We start from the raw sequence: 20,109 nt of genomic DNA, 5'->3' as shown, positions 1-20,109 counted from the left end.
CCGCCGCCTGGCTCGCTTCGGCAGCCGACAGCCTCGCGCAAGCACGGCCGGTTATCCCCGTTGCGGACCCTGCAGAAGCGGAGCGGCCGCGTGATCAATACCTATATGAGCTACCAGCTTATCACCCGCGACCTGGCGAAGTCGCTGGACCGCGTCGAGGCGCAGCCCATGGTGCAGCGGGAGACCGAATATTATCTCGCCAACATCGGCAAGGTGAAGTCGATCGAGGAGTTCGTCGCCGACGACAGGCTGTTCCGCTATGCGATGAAGGCGCACGGGCTGGAGGACATGGCCTATGCCAAGGCCTTCATGGTGAAGGCGCTGGAGGGCGGCGTCTCCGACCAGAACAGCTTCGCCAACAAGCTCACCGACAAACGCTACGCCGAATTCGTCCGGAGCTACAATTTCGCCGCGCTCGGGCAGGAGGCCACCGTCTACAATGCCGCCCTGCAGGGGACTGTCGCCAAATACACGCTGGCAGCCGTGCAGGCCGGCGTCGATCCGAACAATCCCGTGCTCAAGGAGCACAACGAGTTTTACGCCGCCAACATCGGGAAGATGAAGTCCATCGAGGAGTTCGTCGCCAACGAAACGCTGTTCACCTATGCGATGAAGGCCCACGGGCTCACCGACATGCTCGGCGACAAGGACCTGATAATCGAGATGCTGGAAGGGGGCATCGACGATCCGGACAGTCCGGCCAACAAGAGCGTCGACGAGCGCTTCGCGCAGTTCGTCGCTGCCTTCAATTTCGTTCGTTACGGCGAAGCGACGACCACGACCAATCCCGCCCAGCAGCCGGCCGTCGACAAGTTCATGCGCCAGACCCTGGAGGAGGATGCCGGCGCCCAGAACGAAGGCGTAAGGCTGGCGCTCTATTTCGAGCGCAACGCGCCCAAGATCAAGGACGCCTATTCGGTGCTCGCCGACACCGCGCTCGCCAAGGTGGTGCGCACCGCCCTCGGCCTCCCCGATTCCCTGGCAACCGCCGACATCGACCGCCAGGCCAAGTTGATCTCGGACCGGATCGATTTCGCCGATTTCCAGGATCCCGAGGCGCTCGCCAAGTTCATGACGCGCTTCACCGCCATGTGGGAAGTCGCCAATCAGTCGACCACGACGCAATCCAATCTCTCCGTCCTGTTCAGCCAGCCGATCGAATACGGCATCTCGCCCAGCGTGATGCTGACGCTGCAGGGCCTGAAGCTGGGAGGTTCGTGAGATGCAGAACGGTCTCTACGTCGCGCTGTCCTCGCAGATCGCGCTCGAAAAGCGCCTCGACACGCTGGCCGACAACGTCGCCAACGCCAACACGGTCGGCTTTCGCGCCACGAATGTGAAATTCGAGGATCTCGTCTACGGTTCGGGCGACAAGGGCATCGATTTCGTCACGCCGGGCGAGACCTATCTGTCGCAGGAATCCGGCCCGATGCGCGAGACCGGCAACCCCTTCGACTTCGCCGTACAGGGCGAGGCCTGGTTCGGCATCCAGACGCCGGCAGGCACCGTCATGACCCGCGACGGCCGTTTCACCATGCTCGACACCGGCGCTCTGGTGACGCTCGAAGGACATCCCGTGCTCGATGCGGGCGGCGCCGCCATCCTGCTCGATCCGCGCGGTGGACCACCGACCGCCGGCGCCGATGGCACATTGCTGCAGGACGGCGCCCCCGTCGGCGCCGTCGGCCTTTTCCAGTTCGACCCGGGGCCGAACTTCACGCGCTACGGCAATTCAGGCGTGGTGCCCGACACGCCGCCGCAGCCGGTGGTCGACCGTTCGGACGTCGGCATCGTCCAGGGTTTCGTCGAGGAGTCGAACGTCAATCCGGTCAAGGAGATGACGCGCCTCATCATGGTGCAGCGCGCCTTCGAGAACGCCGCGGCCCTGATCCGCGAAAGCGAGTCGACCTTCACCGAAGCGGTCAAGACGCTCGGCTCCAAATAGCGTCGGATGATGGACCAGGCCGAGACGTCGACGGACCTCGCGGGCGTGGTGCAGGCAGCGCCCGACCTCCCCTCCCTGGCGGAGAACGATCCCTTGCTGGCGCTCGAGCGCGCCTATGGCCGCTTTGCCGGCGAGCGCGGATTGCTCAAGCGCGGCGGAAGGATCTGCGAGGTGTCGCCGACCCACTACCGCGTGCGTGGCCTGTCGGGAGAGGTCCGGCTGGGCGACATCGTCGAACGCGGCGGGCGCAAGGCGGACGGCTCCGGCGAAGTGGTGCAGATCACCCTCGACGAAGTCGTCGTCGCGCCCTTCGGCCCGTCGAGCGAGATCAGCGTCGGCGACCATGTCTTTTGCAAGGGCGGCTTCTCGCTGGCGCCGGGCGCGTCCTGGCGGGGCCGCGTCATCGATGCCCTCGGCCGTCCGATCGATGGCGGCCCGGCCCTGATACCGGGTGCCGAAGCCGGCTTCGAGGGCGTGCCCGGCGCCCTGGAGCGCCAGCGTGTCGAGACCCCGTTCCTGACGGGCGTGCGCGTCATCGACATCTTCACCCCGCTCTGCTTCGGCCAGCGCCTCGGCATCTTCGCCGGTTCGGGCGTCGGCAAGTCGACGCTGCTCGCCATGCTCGCGGCGGCCTCCGCCTTCGACACCGTCGTCGTCGCGCTGGTCGGCGAGCGCGGCCGCGAGGTGCGCGAGTTCCTGGAGGATACGATCGGCGACGAGAGCATGGCCAAGACCGTCGCGGTGGTCGCCACCAGCGACGAAAGCGCCATGATGCGGCGGCGCGCACCCGGCACGGCCATGCGGGTGGCCGAGTATTTTCGCGACCGCGGCGACCGTGTGCTGCTGCTGCTCGATTCCATCACCCGCTTCGCCCATGCGCTGCGCGAGGTTGCGATCGGCACCGGCGAGCCGCCGGTGGCGCGCGGCTATCCGGCATCGGTCTTCACCGACATGCCCAAGCTCCTGGAGCGTGCCGGTCCCGGCGGCGCCGGCGCGGGCTCGATCACCGCGATCCTCTCCGTTCTGGTAGACGGCGACGATCACAACGATCCGGTCGCCGATTCCGTGCGCGGCATCCTCGATGGGCACATCGTGCTCGACCGCGCCATCGCCGAACAGGGACGCTATCCGCCGGTGAACCCGCTCTCCTCCATCTCGCGCCTGGCGACCAAGGCCTGGCGGGACGACCAGCGGGCGGTGGTCTCGCGGCTGCGCGCGATGATCTCGCGCTTCGAGGACACGCGCGACATCCGCCTGATCGGCGCCTACCAAAGCGGCCTCGACCCGGATCTCGACATGGCGGTGCAGCAGGTGCCCGTCATCTATGAAGCATTGACGCAGTCGCCGAAGGACGGGCCCTCGCCCGACCCGTTCAGCGACCTCGCGCGGCATCTGAAGAAACAGGAACGATCGCATGTGGCCAAGGCGGGCTAAGGCGGCGGCGACGGGGCCGGCCGATGTCGGGGCGGCACGCCGCGCATCCAAGAAGGGCCGCCTGCGCGAGGACCTGCTGCTCGGCCTGTTCGGCGTGGCCCTCGGCCTCGGCTGCGCCCTCTTTCCCTGGTACGTGTTCTTCAATCAGGAGAAATTCGGCGTTCGCGCCGTACAGTTCGAGGGCGGCGGGGACAAGGGCGGAGGCGGCGGTGTCGTGGCCACGCCGCAGCTCGCGCGCATACCGGATTTTCCCGAAGTCAAGGAAGAACCCGAGCTCGATCAACTGGCCACGGGAACCACGCCGCCGGACGAGGAGGCCGGGGACGAGACGGCGAAGCTGCTGGAACTGCCCTTCCCTCCGCAACACGTGCCATTCCAGCTCGTCTACGTCGCCAACGGCCGCGCAATGATCCAGGACGACACCGGCATATGGGTCGTGCAACGCGGTTCCGTGCTGCCCGACATGAGCCGCGTGGCTTCGATCGAGGAACGGCAGGGCAGCTGGGTTCTCGTGACGAGCACCAACCAGGTCGTCGGTATCAGCCATTAGTTGGCCCCGGTCGCCGGCGCGGCCTCCCCGGGCCGCTTGGCTTCCGCGCTACCGGATCGGCCCGAAAATCGTACTCGATTTTCGGAAAGCACGAAGCGACACTTGATGATGGCAGAGCGGCCTTTGCGCGTCCGGGCAACGCTCTGACGGGCGTGGGCCATGCGGTCGCGCGCTCCAACCGTCGATCCCATCGGCTGTTGGATATGAGCCCGGCTTTCGCAAGGCCCGCGCAAGACTGACCCCATAGTGTCGGCGTCAGCGCTTGGGAAAGTTTCATGAAACCTGTCCAACTCTTCGATCTAGCGGCGGCGCAGGCGCGCTGGCTCTCCGTGCGCCAGAATGCGGTTGCCGGCAACATCGCCAATGCCTCGACGCCCGACTTCAAGCCGACCGATGTCGAGCCCTTCGACAAGGTGCTTGCCAAGACGACGCCGACCCTGGTCGCCACCAATACCAACCACGTCGGCAGCGGCGCCTTCGGCTCGGCGATCGGCCGGAAGGAATTCGAAACGGACGTGCCGGTTCGCCCGTCCGGCAACGCAGTGGTGCTCGAGGAAGAATTGATGAAGGCCGGCGAAGTACGGCGCGCCTTCGAGCTGAACACGGCGATCGTGAAGGCTTTCCACCGCATGATCATGATGACGACGAGGAGCTGACGTGGATCCGATCGCAACCGCATTGAAGGTGGCGAGCTCCGGCCTGCAAGCGCAGTCGAAGCGGCTGCGCATCGTCTCGGAGAACCTGGCCAACGCGCAATCGACCGGCAACACGCCTGGGTCGGACCCTTATCAACGCAAGACCATCGCATTCCAGGCCGTGATGGATCGGCAGACCGGCGGCGACTTCGTGCGCATCTCCGAGATCTCGCGCGACGACAGCGAGTTTCCGGTTCACTTCGACCCCGGTCACGAGGCCGCCGACGCCAACGGCTATGTCAAGCTGCCCAATGTGAACACACTCATCGAGATGGCCGACATGAGCCAGGCCAACCGCGCCTACCAGGCGAACCTGCAGGTGATCAAGCAGGCGCGGGACCTGATCTCGATGACGATCGACCTGATGAGGAGCCAGAGCTGATGAACCCGCTAAGCGCGATCGGCGCCATTACCCAGAACAGCCCCTTGTCCGGCGCGGTCGACGCCATGTCGGGCCTCGCCTCGGCAGCCGTGCCCCCCGGCGGCGCCGCCTTCCTGGAAGCGCTTGGTAATGCCGCCCGCAACGTGGTCGGAACGCTGGAGAAATCCGAGACCGTGTCCTTCGAAGCCCTGAAGGGCGGCGAGGTCCAGACGCGCGATGTCGTCGACGCCGTGATGAGCGCCGAGCAGTCGCTGCAGGCGGCGATCGCGATCCGCGACAAGATCGTGAGCGCCTATCTCGAAGTCAGCCGCATGGCGATCTGAGGAGTGCCTAGATGAAAGCGCTCGCCATTGCCGCCACGGGCATGAACGCCCAGCAGACCAATCTCGAGGTCATCGCCAACAACATCGCCAACATCAATACGACCGGCTTCAAGCGGGCCAAGGCCGAATTCAGCGACCTGCTCTATCAGACCGAGCGGCTAGAAGGCGTGCCGAACCGGGCCAATCAGAACATCATTCCGGAAGGCGCCCATATCGGCCTCGGCGTCAAGACGTCCGCGGTCCGCAACGTCCACCTCCAAGGCACGATGACCAACACCGGCAACAAATACGACATGGCCATCTCCGGCAACGGCTGGTTCCAGATCGAAGGCGCCGACGGACAGATCCGCTACAGCCGTGCCGGCGCCTTCAACACGAATGCCGATGGCCAGATCGTCACCGTCGACGGCTTCACCGTCTCGCCGGCCATCACGGTGCCGCAGGACATGGTCGAGCTGATCGTCAACAAGTCCGGCCAGGTCTTCGCCAGGATCGACGGCCAGGCCGACCTGCAGGATATCGGCCAGCTCTCGCTCGCCACCTTCGCGAACGAGGCCGGCCTGAAGCCGCTCGGCGACAATCTGTTCGAGGAGACGGCCGCTTCCGGCGCCGCCGTGGTGGGCGTGCCGGGCGATCCGGGCTTCGGCACGATCGAGCAGTTCTACCTCGAGAACTCCAATGTCGATCCGGTCAAGGAGATCACCGAGATGATCTCCGCGCAGCGCGCCTATGAGATGAATTCCAAGGTGATCCAGGCCGCCGACGAGATGGCCGCGGTCATCTCCAAGAACCTGAGGTGACAGGACGATGAAGCTTCGCCGCCCCGGTTCCAGGACGCGTTTTATCGGCATGGCGCTCGCGCTCCTTGCCGGCGTCGCGCCGCTGCGGGCCGGCGAGCTGGCGGTCGTCACCAACCGCGTCGTCTATCCCGGCGAGACCATAGCGGCCGCCATGCTGGAGGAAGTGCCGCTGGTGCGGGGCAACCGCAAGCTCGGCCCGATCTTCCAGCAGGCGGGCCAGCTGCACGGCAAGGTGGCCCGGCGCACCATCCTGCCCGGCCGGCTGATCCCGCCGAGTTCGGTGCGCGATGCCTTCCTCGTCCAGGCCGGTGCTCCCGTCGAGGTGACGCTCGTCGACAAGAACCTGGTGATCACGGTCACGGCCATGCCCCTGGAGGCCGGCGCGGCCGGCGACGTCGTGAAGCTGCGCAACATCGACAGCGGACGCGTGTTCTCCGGCGTGGTCATGACCGACGGCACGGTACGGGTCGGAGCATCATGAAGCGTACCGCCGTTATCATGCTCGCGGTCCTCACCGGCCTGCAGCCGGCCATTGCCGATGGGCTCAGCGAAAAGGCCGTGCAGGAGTACAACAAGAGGAACGGACCGGACGCATCGCACGATCCCGACGCGATCGCGCGCATGTTCCAGGTGTCGTCCACGCCGAGCGACCTGCCGCGCGGACAGACGATCTCGCGCATCAAGGACATCGCGTCGCTGCAGGCCTCGCGCGACAACCAGCTTGTCGGCTACGGCCTCGTCATCGGCCTGCAGGGAACCGGCGACAGCCTGCGCAACTCGCCCTTCACCGACCAGTCCATCAAGGCGATGCTGCAGAATCTCGGCGTCGCCACCGAGGACGGGCGCGCGCGGGCCAAGAACGTCGCTGCGGTTATCGTCACCGCCAACCTGCCGGCCTATGTGCAGTCGGGCGCGCGCATCGACGTCGGCGTCTCGTCGCTGGGCGACGCAACCTCCCTGCTGGGCGGCACGCTCGTGATGACCCCGCTCAGGGCGGCCAACGGCGAGATCTACGCGGTCGCGCAGGGCTCGATGTTCGTCGCCGGCTTCTCCGCACAGGGCGAGGCCGAAACCCTCACCCAGGGCGTGCCGACATCAGGACGCGTGCCAAACGGCGCCATCGTCGAGCGCGCCCCGCCTGCCCGGCTGGGCGACATCAACCTGATGACGCTGCAGCTCTTCAACCCTGATTTTTCGACCGCCGTGCGGATCGCCGACGCGATCAACGCCTTCGCCTTCCAGCGCTTCGGCAGGGGCGTCGCGTCCGAGCAGGATTCGCGCACGGTGTTGATCAAGAAGCCCGCCAACATCTCGGCCGCGCGCTTCATCGCCGAACTCGAGAACCTGCCCGTAGGCACCGACATGCCGGCGCGCGTCGTCGTCGACGAGCGTTCGGGAACGATCGTCATCGGCCAGCAGGTCAAGATCTCCAAGGTTGCGGTGAGCCACGGAAAGCTGACCGTGCGAATCACCGAGATGCCGAAAGTCTCGCAGCCGCTTCCCTTCTCCAACGGCGTCACGGCGGAGGAACCCTATACGGTGATCGAGGCCAATCAGCAGGGCACCAATGTCGCGGTGGTCGACGGCCCCGACCTTGAAACCCTTGTCAACGCGCTGAACAGGATCGGGGTGAAGCCCGACGGCATCATCGCCATCCTCCAGGGCATAAAGACGGCCGGCGCGCTGCAGGCCGACCTGGTCGTGCAATAGGTGAAGCGATGACCCGTTCGTCCCGGCTGCAAAAGGTTCTCTTCTCGGCGGCACTGCTGCTCGCCGGCGCGTCGTTCAACGGCGGCTCGGCCCTCTCCCAGGCCGTCGCCGTGGGCGGCCAGGTGACCGACGAGATCCGCGAGTTCTGTTCCAACATCGCCGATGCCGCCAAGGACCGGCGATACGCACTGCAGGTCCAGGAACTCGAGACCCTGAAAAAGGACATCGACATGCGCGTCGCGCAGCTCGAGGCCAAGCGCGCGGAATATGAGACGTGGCTGAAGCGGCGCGAGGAGTTCATGGCCAGTGCCGAGCGCGGCGTGGTCGATATCTACTCCAAGATGAAGCCGGACGCGGCCGCCGAAAGGCTTTCCGACGTCGAGCCCATGCTGGCCGCGGCCATATTGATGAAGCTGAACACCCGCCAGGCGGGCTTCATCCTCAACGAAATGAACCGCAAGGCCGCAGCCGAACTGACCGGCATCATGGCCGCCGCCTCCCGACCCCAGGATCCGACATGAGACATGCCGCCTTGCTGATCGTGGCCGTCGCGGGCCTGAGCGGCTGCAGCCAGTCGCTGAGCGAAATCGGCACGGAGCCCAAGATGTCGGCGGTCGGCAGCGGCTTGCAGACGACGCTCGACGCCACCAGTGCCTATCCGTCGGCGCCGGTACAACCGGTCAAGCGCTACTCGCTGTGGGACGACCGCCAGGCGCATTTCTTCACCGACGCGCGTGCCTTGAACGTCGGCGACATCCTCACCGTGTTCGTGCTGTTCGACGAAAAGGCGCAGTTCAACAATCAGTCCGACCGCCGGCGCAAACAGGGCCGCAAGATCGGCTTCGAGGCCGAGGCGAAGGCCGGCGGCAACGGCAGCGACGTGACGGCCGATATGGACCTGTCGTCCTCCTCGACCTATGAAGGCGACGGCGCAACGGTCCGGTCCGAGAAGGTCCGGCTCTCGGTCGCGGCCGTCGTCACCGACGTCCTGCCCAACGGCAATCTCATCATACGCGGCACGCAGGAGGTGCGCGTCAATTTCGAGATGCGGGTGCTTACCATCGCCGGCATCGTCCGCCCGGCCGACATCGACGGTGCGAACACCATCCCCTATGAGCGCATCGCGGAGGCCCGGATTTCCTATGGCGGCCGAGGCCGCATCACCGAAGTCCAGCAGCCGACCTGGGGCAAGCAGCTCGTCGACGCGATTTCCCCGATCTGAGGTCTGAAGCGGCGTGTCGATCGTTCCCGAAGCAGAAGTGAAGCGCGGCCCCTCGACGGTGGTCCAGATCGCCGTGCTCCTGGCGCTGACCGTGATGGCGGCCGGCATCGGCTGGCTGTCCGGCGGCTTCCTCAACGGCGAGGCCAGGACGGCGGCCCCGCCGCCCGCCGCCGATGCCGGCGCGGAACACGAAGCGGCGACGATCGCTCCTGCCAACATCGTCGATCTCGCACCGATCACGACCAATCTCTCGGTTCCGGAGACGGTGTGGATCAGGCTGGAACTGTCGCTGGTCTTCGATCAGCCGCCTCAGGACCCGATGCTGGCGGATGCCATACAGCAGGACATACTGGCCTATATCCGCACCGTGAAGCTGATGCAGGTGCAGGGCGCCAGCGGCTACCAGCATCTCAAATCCGATCTCGTCGAGCGCGCCGGCATCCGCAGCAAAGGCATGGTCAAGGACGTCCTGATCCGGACGATGCTGTTCGAATGAAGCGCCTTTTCGCCGTCGCTCTCCTTTTCGCGATCTCGCTGGAGCCCGCAAGCGCCCAGCAGATAGACCTCGGCGCGCTGGCCGGCCAGGCCGACGGCGCGACCGTCGGCTACATCATCCAGCTCTTCGGCCTGCTCACCGTGCTCTCGCTCGCACCGGGCCTGTTGATCATGGTGACGAGCTTCACCCGCTTCACGATCGCCTTCTCGATCCTGCGCACCGGCATCGGCCTGCAGACGACGCCGGCGAACTTCATCATGATCAGTCTCGCCTTGTTCATGACTTTCTACGTCATGGCGCCGGCCTTCGATCAGGCATGGAGCAACGGCGTGCGGCCGCTGATGGACAATCGGATCAGCGAGGAGCAGGCGGTGCAGCGCATCGCCGAGCCGTTCCGCGCCTTCATGCTGCAAAATGTGCGCGAGAAGGACTTCAGCCTCTTCGCCGATCTCGCGCGCGAGCGCGGCCAGACGGTGACCACCGGCGAAACGGTCGACCTTCGCGTGCTGATCCCCGCCTTCATGATTTCCGAGATCCGGCGCGGTTTCGAGATCGGCTTCCTGATCGTGCTGCCGTTTCTGGTCATCGACCTCGTCGTGGCGACGATCACCATGTCGATGGGCATGATGATGCTGCCGCCGACGGTGGTGTCGCTCCCCTTCAAGATCCTGTTCTTCGTGCTGATCGACGGCTGGAACCTCCTGGTGGGCAGCCTGGTGCGCTCCTTCGGCTAGAGCATGTCGCCCCCAAGTGGAGCCCGGAACCGGGATAACGACATGCGCAAAATCAAGATCCTGCAGAATGTTGCGTGACCCCCTTTTTCACGCAACATGCCGGAAGGCCTTGGAGACACCTTCCCGAAGCCTGCCGGGGCTTCTAAGCAGATTCCGGAAAAGTGTCTCACGGTTTTCCGACAAGAATCTGCGACAGAACAAAGGCCTAAGGACAGCTGCAACGATAACCGCTACGCTATGGCCGACCGCCGCGGTTTGATTGTGTAATTCCATTCTGGATGGAACTGGTCGCCGGTGATATCGAGGGTCGCCATCTCGGCAGCCGAGACCTTCACGCCCTTCTCATAGGTGGTGGCGTCGAGCGCGCACTCGACCTTGAGCCCGGTCTTGGTCGTGGTCGCGCCGATCAACTCGACCACGGCGAGGCGATCCGTCAACGGACGGCCGCGCCAATTCTGCGTGATGTGGCAGAACAGTCGGTGCTCGATCTTGTTCCACTTCGACGTGCCCGGCGGATAGTGATGGACGTGGACGACAAGCCCGGTCTCGTCGGCGAGCTTCTGCAGTTCCACCTTCCACAGCCGCACGCGCGCCCCGTTGGAGCCGCCGCAGTCGGCGGTGATCGTCAGCGCGCCGGCCGAGGGATAGCGCTGGCGGCCCATGCGCTCGAGCCACGTGCGGATCGAGTGGACCGCGAACTCGGCGGTGTCGGCGGTGATGCCGACGCTGACCCAGCCCTCGTTGGCGGCCACGTCGTAGACGCCGTAGGGGACGACCTTGCCAAGCGTCTTGTCGACGAAGTCGTGCACCTTGACGCGCTGCGGGTCGCCCTTCGGGCGATAGTCGCTGCCGCCATTCTTGAAGGCGCCGACGAGCTCTTTCTTCTTTGTATCGACGGAGATGACGGGCTCACCGGCCGCCTGCGCGGCGACCACCTTGGCGTTGATGTGCGCGAACTGGGCATCGCGGTCGGGATGGTGCGCGCCTTCATCCGTCTTGCGGTTAAGCTGGCGCGAGAAGCCGAGCTTGACAAGCAGCTTGCGCACGCTGTTGGGGCTGATCGCATGGCCCATGTCGCCAAGCGCGCGCGCCAGCTTGTCCAGGCTCTTCGACACCCACAACAGAGGCCGCTCCGGATCACCCAAGGTCGCCGGCTCAACGAGGCGCTCAAGGTCGGCAAGCAGCGTCGGATCGCGCGCCGTCAACGGCCGCGGGCCGCCGCCTTCCCGGCGCACCCGACCGCGCGGCGGCGCCGCGTCGAGGTCTTTCAGCCCGCGCCCGATCGTCGAGCGGGCCAGCCCTGTGATCTCCGAGACCGCCGCCAGCCCACCCCGGCCCGCAGCGCGCGCCTCGCTGGCGGCGAACACGCGCCGGCCGCGCTCGTCGCGCTTCGAGCCGTCCGCCTCCCACCGCTGCTGGATCCCGCGCCGGTCGATCATGTCGCTACCGCTAGCGCGCCTCGCTCCGGCAGGGAATCCCTGCCGGGTGAGTCACACCGCCGCAGGTCGAGACAACCGACCGATTCAATTATCGTTGCAGCTGTCCTAAGCAGACCATTCGTTGGCTTGCCAAGGAATGTCTGCTTAGCTTCCTCCCCGGCGGAACCTTCCACAGCCTCGGCACGGCCGATCGAGAAAATTCCGTGCTTTATCGATTTGGTAGCATTTGTCCGCGATAAAGGCATCACAGCAGGACGGGGTTGATCAGCAGTACGCGTTCGACAGGCATGATGCCGCGCCGCCCTACCGGTTGAGTCCGGTATGTCCCTTGTGTGTTGAGTAAGTGTAGGGGCAGAGTCCATGTCCAGTATCATGACGAACGTGTCTGCAATGACGGCGCTGAAGAGCCTGCAGCAGACCAACAAATCCCTGGAAACCACCCAGTCGCGCATCTCGACCGGCTATCGCGTCGCCGAGGCCTCCGACAACGCCGCCTACTGGTCGATCGCGACCACCATGCGGTCCGACAACAAGGCGCTGTCGACCGTCCAGGACGCGCTCGGCTTCGGCGCCGCCAAGCTCGACACGGCCTATACGGCGACCAACGCCGCCATCAAGGTCGTCGACGAGATCAAGGCCAAGCTGGTTGCCGCCCGTGAGCCCGGCGTCGACAAGTCCAAGGTCCAGTCGGAGATCACGCAGCTCCAGCAGCAGCTGAACAGCATCGCTACCTCGGCCTCCTTCTCGGGCGAGAACTGGCTGTCGTTCGATGAGGCCACCGTCGGAACCTCGAAGCAGATCGTCGCGTCCTTCACGCGCTCTTCGACCGGCACCGTCAGCACGGGCACGCTGACCATCGACATTGCAGGCGCCAAGCTCTTTGACACGGTAGCCGACGACGGCATCCTCGACACGGTCATCGGCGCCACGGGTGTCTCGGTCTCGACGCTTAACATCTCGGCGCTCACCGACTCGGCTGCGGACGTCGCGACGCTCGACGCGCTGATCAGCGGGGTCGACGCCGCACTGCAGTCCATGACCACCTCGGCTTCGGATCTTGGCGCTGCCAAGACCCGCATCGACCTGCAGAAGGACTTCGTGTCGAACCTGATGGACGCGATCGATCGCGGCGTGGGCACGCTCGTCGACGCCGACATGAACGAGGAATCGACCCGTCTCCAGGCTCTGCAGGTCCAGCAGCAGCTCGGCATCCAGGCGCTGTCGATCGCCAACGGCAACTCGCAGCAGATCCTGTCGCTGTTCCGCTAAGCCAGACGCGGGCCCTGGCGGGCCGGCGACACTGACCGGAATCGGGCCGCGGTTGACCTCCACCGCGGCCCGATTTCATTTTCGCACAAGCTTCGGCACCTAGTCTCCCGGCACCGCAGATTCCGGGAGCCGGTACCGTTGCCAGAGCAATTAAAGCAAATCGTAGCTAACCTCCGCGAACTCGGGCCCAAGCGCCTGGCGATCGCCGGATTGGTCGTGGCGCTGGTGCTGGTCGTGCTCGGCATCGGTTCCTTCTACCTCAACCGCCCGGCCTACGAGACGCTCTATGTCGGGCTCGAACGCTCCGACGTGAACCAGATCGGCATGGTTCTCGGCGAGTCCGGCGTCTCCTTCGACGTCGGCTCGGACGGCACGTCGGTGCTGGTACCGACCGGCATGACCGCCCAGGCCCGCATGCTGCTGGCGGAGAAGGGCCTGCCCTCGAGCACCAATGCCGGCTACGAACTGTTCGACAATGTCGGGTCGCTCGGCCTCACCTCCTTCATGCAGGAGGTCACCCGGGTTCGGGCTCTCGAAGGCGAAATCGCACGCACCATCCAGTCGATCGCCGGCATCAAGGCCGCGCGCGTCCATATCGTGGTTTCCGAGCGCGCCAACTTCCGTCGCGATGAGCAGGAGCCCTCCGCCTCGGTGGTGATCCGCTACAGCGGCATCGACGCCACCAAGACCGCCATGTCGATCCGCCATCTGGTCGCCGCCGCGGTACCCGGGCTGGCCGCCGACAAGGTGACGGTGCTCGATTCCAACGGCTCGCTGCTGGCCGCGGGCGACGACCCCGCCAACAGCACGCTGACCCGCACCATCGGCGTCGAACGGACCATCGAGAGCCAGATCGAGGACAATATCCACCGGGCGCTGGCGCCCTATCTCGGCAGCGAGAACCTGCGCACTTCGGTGCGCGCCGACGTCAACACCGACAGCCGTCAGATCGAGGAGACCATCTTCGATCCGGAATCCCGCGTCGAGCGCTCGGTGCAGGTCGTGCGTGCCAATGATTCGGCGAACCGCAGCAGCCAGAACACGCCGGCGACCGTGCAGCAGGATCTTCCCAACGCCGACACGCCGACACCCGACGGCCCGCAATCTTCCGAGCAGAGCGAGCGCAAGGAAGAGACCACCAATTACGAAATGAACACCAAGCGGATCGCCACGGTCAGCAACGGTTACACGGTTTCGAAACTCTCCATCGCCGTCGTCGTCAACCAGGAGCGCCTGCTCGCCATCCTCGGCGCCGATGCGACGCCGGAGCAAATCGCCGAGCGCGTCGCCGAGATCCAGAAGGTCGCGGCCACGGCGGCCGGCTACAGCGAGGCGCGCGGCGACAACATCACCGTCACGTCGGTCGAATTCATGGAAGGGCTGAACGGCGAGGCGGTCCACGAGCCGGGCTTCCTCGACGCGATCGCCAGCCAGGCCGGCACCGTGATCAACGCCGCCGCCTTCATCCTCGTCGCCTTCCTGGTCGCTTGGTTCGGCCTGCGGCCGCTCACGGCCGCCCTCGGCAAGTCGGACGCGTCCGAGCAGGAAGCCGCCCTGCCCTTCCCCGCGCCGAACGCGCTGCCGAACTTCTCGGAGAACTTCCAGTTCCCGACGCTGCCCACGATCGGCGCGTTCAACCAGTCGGAGGACGAGGACAGCATCGCGGAACTGCGCCAGAAGATGCGCAGAGGACCGCAGGAACGCCTCGCCCAGATGGTCGACCTCAATGAGGAACGTACCGCGATGATCCTGCGCAAATGGGCCAACCCGGAGGCTGCATGATGCGGGCGCCCGCCCTCGCCGACGTTCTGGAGGATTTCGGCTACCGGCGCCCCGTGGCGCCGGATGTCGTTCCGTTCGCCTTCGCCGACACTTCCCTCCTGCCAGGTGCTCCCTTCATCGCTGATGAACCGGCCGCCAGCGAACCCGACATCGACGAGTTGATGCGGATCGAGGCCGAAAGGGTGGAGCGTGAGCTCACCGAACGCCTGAGGGCCGAATATGAGGCGACGCTCGCCGCCGAACGCGAACGCCACGCGGCCGAGACCGAGGCGCTCGAGCGCCAGTTCGGCGAAGCGATGGGCGCGGCCGTCGCCGACGAGATGACAAGGATGCGGGAAACCTTGACGGCGCTCGTCACGGCGGTCACCGCGCGCATTCTCGGCCCCGTGCTGACAGCCGACCTGCAGCGGCGCGCGGTCGACACGCTCGCCGCCACGGTGCGCGCTGCCCTAGAGGACGACGAGAGCATCCGCGTGAAGGTCTCCGGCTCACCCGCCCTCTATGAAGGGTTGCGCGCGGCGGTCGGCGACGACATCGCGCATTTTTTCGATTTCAGTGAAAGCCCGGCCGCGGACCTTACGGTCCGCATCGATGAGAGGGTGTTCGAGACCCGCCTGTCGGAATGGTCGGCAGCCATGGAAGAGTCGCTCACATGAGTGCTGTTGGAGACGATCGGCGCGAGATCATCATCGTTCGCCGCAGCAGCGACGATGCCGATGAGGGCCATCATGGCGGCGTCTGGAAGATCGCCTTCGCCGACTTCATGACCGCCATGATGTGCTTCTTCCTCGTCATGTGGCTGATCAATGCCGCCAACGAGGAAACCAAGCTGGCGGTCGCCAGCTACTTCAACCCGATCAAGCTTGTGGACCGCAGCAGTTCCCCGCGTGGCCTAGACAATCTGAGCGACGATCAGCCCGCCAGCGAGAACAAGAGCAAGCCCGCCGAGGCCGACGCCAAGCAGGATTCGGCGGAAGGCGCCGCAAAGGCCGGTCCGTCGCCGGAGGACAATTCGGCGCTGTCGGCAGACGACAAGAATTTCTCGGACGAGAACCTGTTCCGCGACCCCTATGCGGTGCTCGCCGAGATCGCCAGCGATACCGGCGCGCAGCAGAACATCAGCGCCAGGGGTGACGGGGGAGCCGCCGACTCTGGCCCGGCCACTGGCGCCTCGGGCGGCGATGCCTATCGCGATCCCTTCGCGCCCGACTTCTGGTCGCAGGAAATGGCCGCGCCTCCTCCCGCCGAGACGGCCATGACCAAGGCCGACAGTACCGAACTCGCGGAGGCCTCCACCGGACAGCAGCCGGCGGCGACCCCGGCCGAGACCGGCATGAGCGAACTGCAGCAGGCCTTCCCAACCGCGCCGGAGGAGGAGCCCGAAGAAGTAGCGGCGCAGATTGAAGAGCCGGTTGATCAGGCAGGGCAGGCAGACAAGGCGTCACCTGACGAGGATAGCCCTGACGCTGCCGTCGAGCAGACCGCGGCCCGCATCGGCCAGGAACTTCACGAAGCCTTCAAGGACGGCGACAAGATGTATGGCGGCATTACCGTCGTACCGACCGACAAGGGCGTCATGATCTCGGTGACCGACCAGCTCAATGTCGGGATGTTCGAGATCGGCTCGGCGGTTCCGCGCCGCGAACTGGTGCTGGCCATGGAGAAGATCTCCAAGGCGCTGATGGCGGAGAAGGGCAACATCGTCATCAACGGCCACACCGACAGCCGGCCCTTCGCCAGCAAGACCTACGACAACTGGCGGCTTTCGACGGCGCGCGCTCACTCCGCCTACTACATGCTGGCCCGCGCCGGGCTGGACGAGCGCCGCATCGTCGAGGTCGCCGGCTATGCCGACCGCAAGCTCAAGGTGAAGGACGATCCGAATGCGGAAGCGAACCGCCGCATAGAAATCCTGCTGGAGACAGGGAATTGAGGATCGACCTCCCCCGCCTGGACAGGTTTGCGCGGCATCGCCCACGCTTCACCTGGCCAGGCCCTTCTCTTGCCGAGGGTTTCTGTCGGAAAATCCTGGGACACCTTTCCGAGACCTCTCTGGTCGCGGCGGCGCTGTGCCTGCCCGCGACCTGGGCTGCCGCCTCGGGCGAAGCGGTGCCGGTGCTGGCTCCCTACCAGATGGTGCGCTCGCTGCAGGTGCTGCAGGAGCGGATTGCCGACGGCGACCATGCCGCCCTGCCGATGCAGAAGAAGATGATCGAGCTGATCGACCGCAGGCTGGGCGCCGCCGTGGCCGCGGAGTTCGCCGACCGCCGCAATGTCGATGCGTTGATGATCTACGGCATGAGCGGCGGCAGCCCGCGCACGCTCGAGACCGTGGCGACCAGGCTGGAGCTCGCCGGGCGCGACAAGGTGCTCGCCGAGGGTCTGATCGCATATTACCGCAGCGAAACCGGCAAGGCCGCGATGATCCTCGCCCCGCTCGACCCCATGGCCGAGGGACCCGAGCTCGGCGCCTTCCTGGCGCTGGTCAAGGGCAACATCCAGGCGGTCGACGATCCGCAGCAAGGGCTGGCGCTTCTGGACCAGGCGCGGCTGCTCGCGCCGGGCAGCCTCGTCGAGGAAGCGGCGCTGCGCCGCTCGATCGCGCTCGCCGCCGCGACCGGCGATCCCGCCCGCTTCATCAGGGCGTCCGAGCAATATATCAGGCGCTTCCTGCGCTCGCCCTATGCCAGCCATTTCGCCGACGGTTTTATCAATGGCGTCGTCGAGATGCAGGACAAGCTCGACATGGCCGCGGTCGAAACGATCATCGCGGCCATGAACGCCGAACAGCGGACAGCCATCTATCTGCGGATCGCCCGGAAAAGCGCGATCCTGGGCCACGGCCAGCTCGCCGCCTTCGCCGCCGAGAAGGCGGGCAACGCCGGAACCGAGGGACCGGCGGCGAAGCCCGATCCGCGCGCCGAGCTCTATGATGCGCTCGGCTCCGTCGCCTCGGCCTCCATTGACGACGTCGCCAGGCGTCTCGCCGAAATCGACAGGAGTGCGCTGTCGGCGCGCGACATACGCCTGCTCGACGCCGCGACCGAGGTTGTGAGCGGCGTGCTCTCGCCGCCGATAAAGCCGGCCGACATTCAGAATGCGCCGTTGCCGATCGATGAACCCGTGGCGACGCCAGCCGATGCGCCGGAACAGGACGGGATCATGGAGGCGGCGGCGATACAGGTTGATCCTGCTCCGGAAACGGCAGCGGCCGGCGCACGGGCAGCCAGCGCCGACGACACGCAAGGTGCTGCCGCCTCGGGCGAGGAACTGCCCGATCCGGGCGCCGCGGCGCCGACAGCCGGACCGGCTTCCGGCGAGGAGCCGGTCGACGTCGCCTTGCCGGAAGCCGAATATGTCGGGGCGGCCCGCAAGAAATTGCAGGAGATCGACAAGCTGCTGGAAGGAACACGGAAATGAACGTCTCGTCGCCGGCAATCGAGCAGCACGCGCCGAAGGCCACCGCCAGGAATGACCGGGGAACCGTATCGAACGGCGAGCGAGGCTTCGGCAAGCTGCTGAAATCGATGGGCGGCGGACAGGGTGGGCGTGGTCTCTCGGCGGACCGTTCCGAGACCGTCCGCGCCCCGAGCGCCATGAAGCTGAGGGTTGCGCCCGACGAAGCCCTGACCGATGTGCCTCCTCCCGACGGTGAAATGCTGGTCCAGCCGCGAACGGACGAGGCCGCGGAATCCGAACCGCCGGGCGACGCGCCAGACGCCGACACGGTCGAAGATGCCGAGGGACTGCTGCCGCTGCTGACGATGGTCGAGCAGCGGCCGGCGAATGTCGCGCCGGTCCGCAATGCCGAGCCCTTGCAAGACGCCTTCGGCAAGAGACCGGCGACGCAGTCGCGCGCGTCCGTGCCTGAAGTCGAGAGGCCTGTCGAAGGCCGGCAGGAGCGGACCGTGACGGTGCTGGAGCCGGCGAATGCCGACGGAGCCGCCAGCCGGCCCGCTCAGGCGCCTTTCGGCAAGACCCTCGCCGCCAATCTTGGCGCCCTGGCCACCCAGCCCCACGATCGCCCCCTGCCGGCCCAGGACGTCCCGGTGCCGCGGACCGGCGAACCGGCCATATCCGATGTCCAGCCCTCCGTATCCGAACGGAGCGAGAACCGGCAGCGCGGCACCGTGCTGTCCGAAGCCGTGGCACGAGCCTCGCAGCCGCGCGAGGCCGGCGACAAGCGCGCCGAGGCAAAGACTGCGATTGCCGATCCGAAACCGGCAGCACCCGTCCTCCAGCCGACGGCCGTGTCGGCCGGCGCGCCGATCGTCGAGGCGCTCGCCGCCAACCCGCCGTCGCATGCCGCGGCCGGGGCCGCGCATTTGCCGACGCAGCCTGCCTCGACCGGCGCCTTGCAATCGTTGAAGATCCAACTGCATCCGGCGGAGCTCGGCATGGTCACGGCGCGGCTGCGCATATCGGATGGACAGCTTTCGGTCGAGGTCGAGGTCGAGACGTCGGAAGCCTATAACAGGCTCTCCGGCGCGAACGAAGCGATCGCCCGGGCGCTCCGCTCGCACGGTATCAGCGTCGACCAGGTGGTCATCCAGGCGCCGCCGGCGCACGGCAATTCTTCGGCGCGCGACAGCACCAGCTTCGCGGACACCTCGTCCCAGGGGGCCGAACACGATCTCTCGGGCGGCAGCGACTTCGGGCAATCGAACGGCAGCGGGCACAGAAACTCCGGATACGACAATGGTCACGACGCCGACAGGCTTTCGCCCACTCAGTCGCGTGGTGACGGCGGCCCTGCTCACGGCGTTTACATCTAGCGTGCCGGCGCCGGCCGTCGCGGCCGCAGCCAATGCCTGCGAGACCGAGATCCTGCGTGCCTCGGAACGCTACGGCGTGCCGGTCGGCATTCTCTACTCCGTGGGTCTCACCGAGACCGGCCGCAAGGGGAGCCTCCAGCCTTACGCGCTGAATGTCGAGGGCAAGGCGGTGTTCAAGTCATCCCGGCGCGAAGCGATCACGGCGTTCCGGGAGGCACGTCTTCGGGGCGCGAAGCTGATCGACGTCGGCTGCATGCAGATCAACCATCATTATCATTCGGAACATTTCTCGGGCCTGGACGAGATGTTCGATCCGCGCAGGAATGTCGACTATGCGGCCCGCTTCCTGCTCAGGCTGAAGGCGCGCCACACCTCCTGGTCGATGGCGGTCGCCCGTTATCATGCGGGGCCCGACAACGACCCTGCGCAGAAGCGCTATGTCTGCCGGGTCATCGCAAACATGGTGGCGACCGGCTTCGGCAAATGGACGCAAAACGCCCGCGACTTCTGCCGGCCCTGATCCGGCCGGGCAAAGCGCTCGGTCCGGATCGCC

The 20,109-nt window shown here is 66.1% G+C and carries 22 protein-coding genes; 21 read left to right on the top strand and 1 reads right to left on the bottom strand.

The genetic code is table 11. From position 1 onward, the window contains the following. Nucleotides 1-90: 90 nt before the first annotated feature. The 14 genes from JN302_RS14565 (at nt 91) to fliP (ending at nt 10,291) form a co-directional block, all read left to right on the top strand. Nucleotides 91-1,221: a DUF1217 domain-containing protein gene (locus JN302_RS14565; RefSeq protein ID WP_202333356.1), complete on the top strand. Its 1,131-nt coding sequence runs from the start codon at nt 91-93 to the stop codon at nt 1,219-1,221. A gap of 1 nt (nt 1,222) precedes the next feature. Continuing rightward, nucleotides 1,223-1,945 carry a flagellar basal-body rod protein FlgF gene (gene flgF, locus JN302_RS14560; RefSeq protein ID WP_202313061.1) on the top strand — a complete coding sequence of 241 codons (723 nt, stop codon included), beginning with the start codon at nt 1,223-1,225 and terminating at the stop codon, nt 1,943-1,945. Nucleotides 1,946-1,951: 6 nt separating this feature from the next. Beyond that, nucleotides 1,952-3,379: a flagellar protein export ATPase FliI gene (gene fliI, locus JN302_RS14555; protein WP_244743320.1), complete on the top strand. Its 1,428-nt coding sequence runs from the start codon at nt 1,952-1,954 to the stop codon at nt 3,377-3,379. Continuing rightward, nucleotides 3,360-3,929 carry a hypothetical protein gene (locus JN302_RS14550; protein ID WP_202333355.1) on the top strand — a complete coding sequence of 190 codons (570 nt, stop codon included), beginning with the start codon at nt 3,360-3,362 and terminating at the stop codon, nt 3,927-3,929. Before fliI ends, JN302_RS14550 begins: the two co-directional genes overlap by 20 nt. 275 nt (nt 3,930-4,204) lie before the next feature. Continuing rightward, nucleotides 4,205-4,585, top strand: coding sequence for a flagellar basal body rod protein FlgB (gene flgB, locus JN302_RS14545; protein ID WP_202333354.1), 381 nt, complete (start codon nt 4,205-4,207; stop codon nt 4,583-4,585). A gap of 1 nt (nt 4,586) precedes the next feature. Then, nucleotides 4,587-5,006, top strand: a complete 420-nt coding sequence (flgC, locus tag JN302_RS14540; RefSeq protein ID WP_202333353.1) for a flagellar basal body rod protein FlgC — start codon at nt 4,587-4,589, stop codon at nt 5,004-5,006. Continuing rightward, the gene (locus tag JN302_RS14535) at nt 5,006-5,329 is read left to right on the top strand and encodes a flagellar hook-basal body complex protein FliE (protein WP_202333352.1); all 324 of its coding nucleotides are present in this window, start codon (nt 5,006-5,008) and stop codon (nt 5,327-5,329) included. The genes flgC and JN302_RS14535 overlap by 1 nt, the downstream gene beginning before the upstream one ends. An 11-nt stretch (nt 5,330-5,340) precedes the next feature. Further along, on the top strand, nt 5,341-6,129 hold the full coding sequence (flgG, locus tag JN302_RS14530; protein ID WP_202333351.1) for a flagellar basal-body rod protein FlgG: 789 nt from the start codon (nt 5,341-5,343) through the stop codon (nt 6,127-6,129). A gap of 7 nt (nt 6,130-6,136) precedes the next feature. After that, complete coding sequence (gene flgA, locus JN302_RS14525; protein WP_244846328.1) at nt 6,137-6,610, top strand: flagellar basal body P-ring formation chaperone FlgA; 474 nt, start codon at nt 6,137-6,139, stop codon at nt 6,608-6,610. After that, nucleotides 6,607-7,839: a flagellar basal body P-ring protein FlgI gene (locus JN302_RS14520; RefSeq protein ID WP_202333350.1), complete on the top strand. Its 1,233-nt coding sequence runs from the start codon at nt 6,607-6,609 to the stop codon at nt 7,837-7,839. The genes flgA and JN302_RS14520 overlap by 4 nt, the downstream gene beginning before the upstream one ends. A gap of 8 nt (nt 7,840-7,847) precedes the next feature. Continuing rightward, nucleotides 7,848-8,360 carry a MotE family protein gene (locus JN302_RS14515; RefSeq protein ID WP_202333349.1) on the top strand — a complete coding sequence of 171 codons (513 nt, stop codon included), beginning with the start codon at nt 7,848-7,850 and terminating at the stop codon, nt 8,358-8,360. Beyond that, the gene (gene flgH / locus JN302_RS14510; RefSeq protein WP_202333348.1) at nt 8,357-9,061 is read left to right on the top strand and encodes a flagellar basal body L-ring protein FlgH; all 705 of its coding nucleotides are present in this window, start codon (nt 8,357-8,359) and stop codon (nt 9,059-9,061) included. The genes JN302_RS14515 and flgH overlap by 4 nt, the downstream gene beginning before the upstream one ends. A gap of 13 nt (nt 9,062-9,074) precedes the next feature. Then, complete coding sequence (locus tag JN302_RS14505) at nt 9,075-9,557, top strand: flagellar basal body-associated FliL family protein (RefSeq protein WP_202333347.1); 483 nt, start codon at nt 9,075-9,077, stop codon at nt 9,555-9,557. Further along, the gene (gene fliP / locus JN302_RS14500; protein ID WP_202333346.1) at nt 9,554-10,291 is read left to right on the top strand and encodes a flagellar type III secretion system pore protein FliP; all 738 of its coding nucleotides are present in this window, start codon (nt 9,554-9,556) and stop codon (nt 10,289-10,291) included. The genes JN302_RS14505 and fliP overlap by 4 nt, the downstream gene beginning before the upstream one ends. A gap of 230 nt (nt 10,292-10,521) precedes the next feature. Here the strand turns inward: fliP and JN302_RS14495 are convergent, their stop codons facing one another. Beyond that, nucleotides 10,522-11,730, bottom strand: coding sequence for an ISAzo13 family transposase (locus tag JN302_RS14495; RefSeq protein WP_202329080.1), 1,209 nt, complete (start codon nt 11,728-11,730; stop codon nt 10,522-10,524). 360 nt (nt 11,731-12,090) lie between these two features. Between JN302_RS14495 and JN302_RS14490 the strand changes: the two genes are divergently transcribed. The 7 genes from JN302_RS14490 (at nt 12,091) to JN302_RS14460 (ending at nt 20,076) form a co-directional block, all read left to right on the top strand. Further along, entirely contained in the window at nt 12,091-12,999 is a 909-nt protein-coding gene (locus JN302_RS14490) for a flagellin N-terminal helical domain-containing protein (RefSeq protein WP_202313046.1), read from the top strand. Nucleotides 13,000-13,137: 138 nt separating this feature from the next. Further along, nucleotides 13,138-14,781, top strand: coding sequence for a flagellar basal-body MS-ring/collar protein FliF (gene fliF, locus JN302_RS14485; protein WP_202333345.1), 1,644 nt, complete (start codon nt 13,138-13,140; stop codon nt 14,779-14,781). Further along, entirely contained in the window at nt 14,778-15,437 is a 660-nt protein-coding gene (locus JN302_RS14480; protein ID WP_202333344.1) for a hypothetical protein, read from the top strand. Before fliF ends, JN302_RS14480 begins: the two co-directional genes overlap by 4 nt. Next, a complete protein-coding gene (locus JN302_RS14475) occupies nt 15,434-16,714 on the top strand; it encodes a MotB family protein (RefSeq protein WP_202333343.1) in 1,281 nt (426 codons plus the stop codon). The genes JN302_RS14480 and JN302_RS14475 overlap by 4 nt, the downstream gene beginning before the upstream one ends. Further along, the gene (locus tag JN302_RS14470) at nt 16,711-18,201 is read left to right on the top strand and encodes a chemotaxis protein MotC (RefSeq protein ID WP_202333342.1); all 1,491 of its coding nucleotides are present in this window, start codon (nt 16,711-16,713) and stop codon (nt 18,199-18,201) included. The genes JN302_RS14475 and JN302_RS14470 overlap by 4 nt, the downstream gene beginning before the upstream one ends. Further along, complete coding sequence (locus JN302_RS14465) at nt 18,198-19,556, top strand: flagellar hook-length control protein FliK (protein WP_202333341.1); 1,359 nt, start codon at nt 18,198-18,200, stop codon at nt 19,554-19,556. Before JN302_RS14470 ends, JN302_RS14465 begins: the two co-directional genes overlap by 4 nt. Then, complete coding sequence (locus tag JN302_RS14460; protein ID WP_202333340.1) at nt 19,480-20,076, top strand: transglycosylase SLT domain-containing protein; 597 nt, start codon at nt 19,480-19,482, stop codon at nt 20,074-20,076. Before JN302_RS14465 ends, JN302_RS14460 begins: the two co-directional genes overlap by 77 nt. Nucleotides 20,077-20,109: the final 33 nt, after the last annotated feature.

The sequence above is a fragment of the Mesorhizobium sp. L-8-3 genome (assembly GCF_016756615.1).
In the GTDB taxonomy this organism is placed as follows: domain Bacteria; phylum Pseudomonadota; class Alphaproteobacteria; order Rhizobiales; family Rhizobiaceae.
The sequence above is the reverse complement of the archived record's forward strand: the minus strand, read 5'-3'. Positions and strand labels throughout refer to the sequence as shown.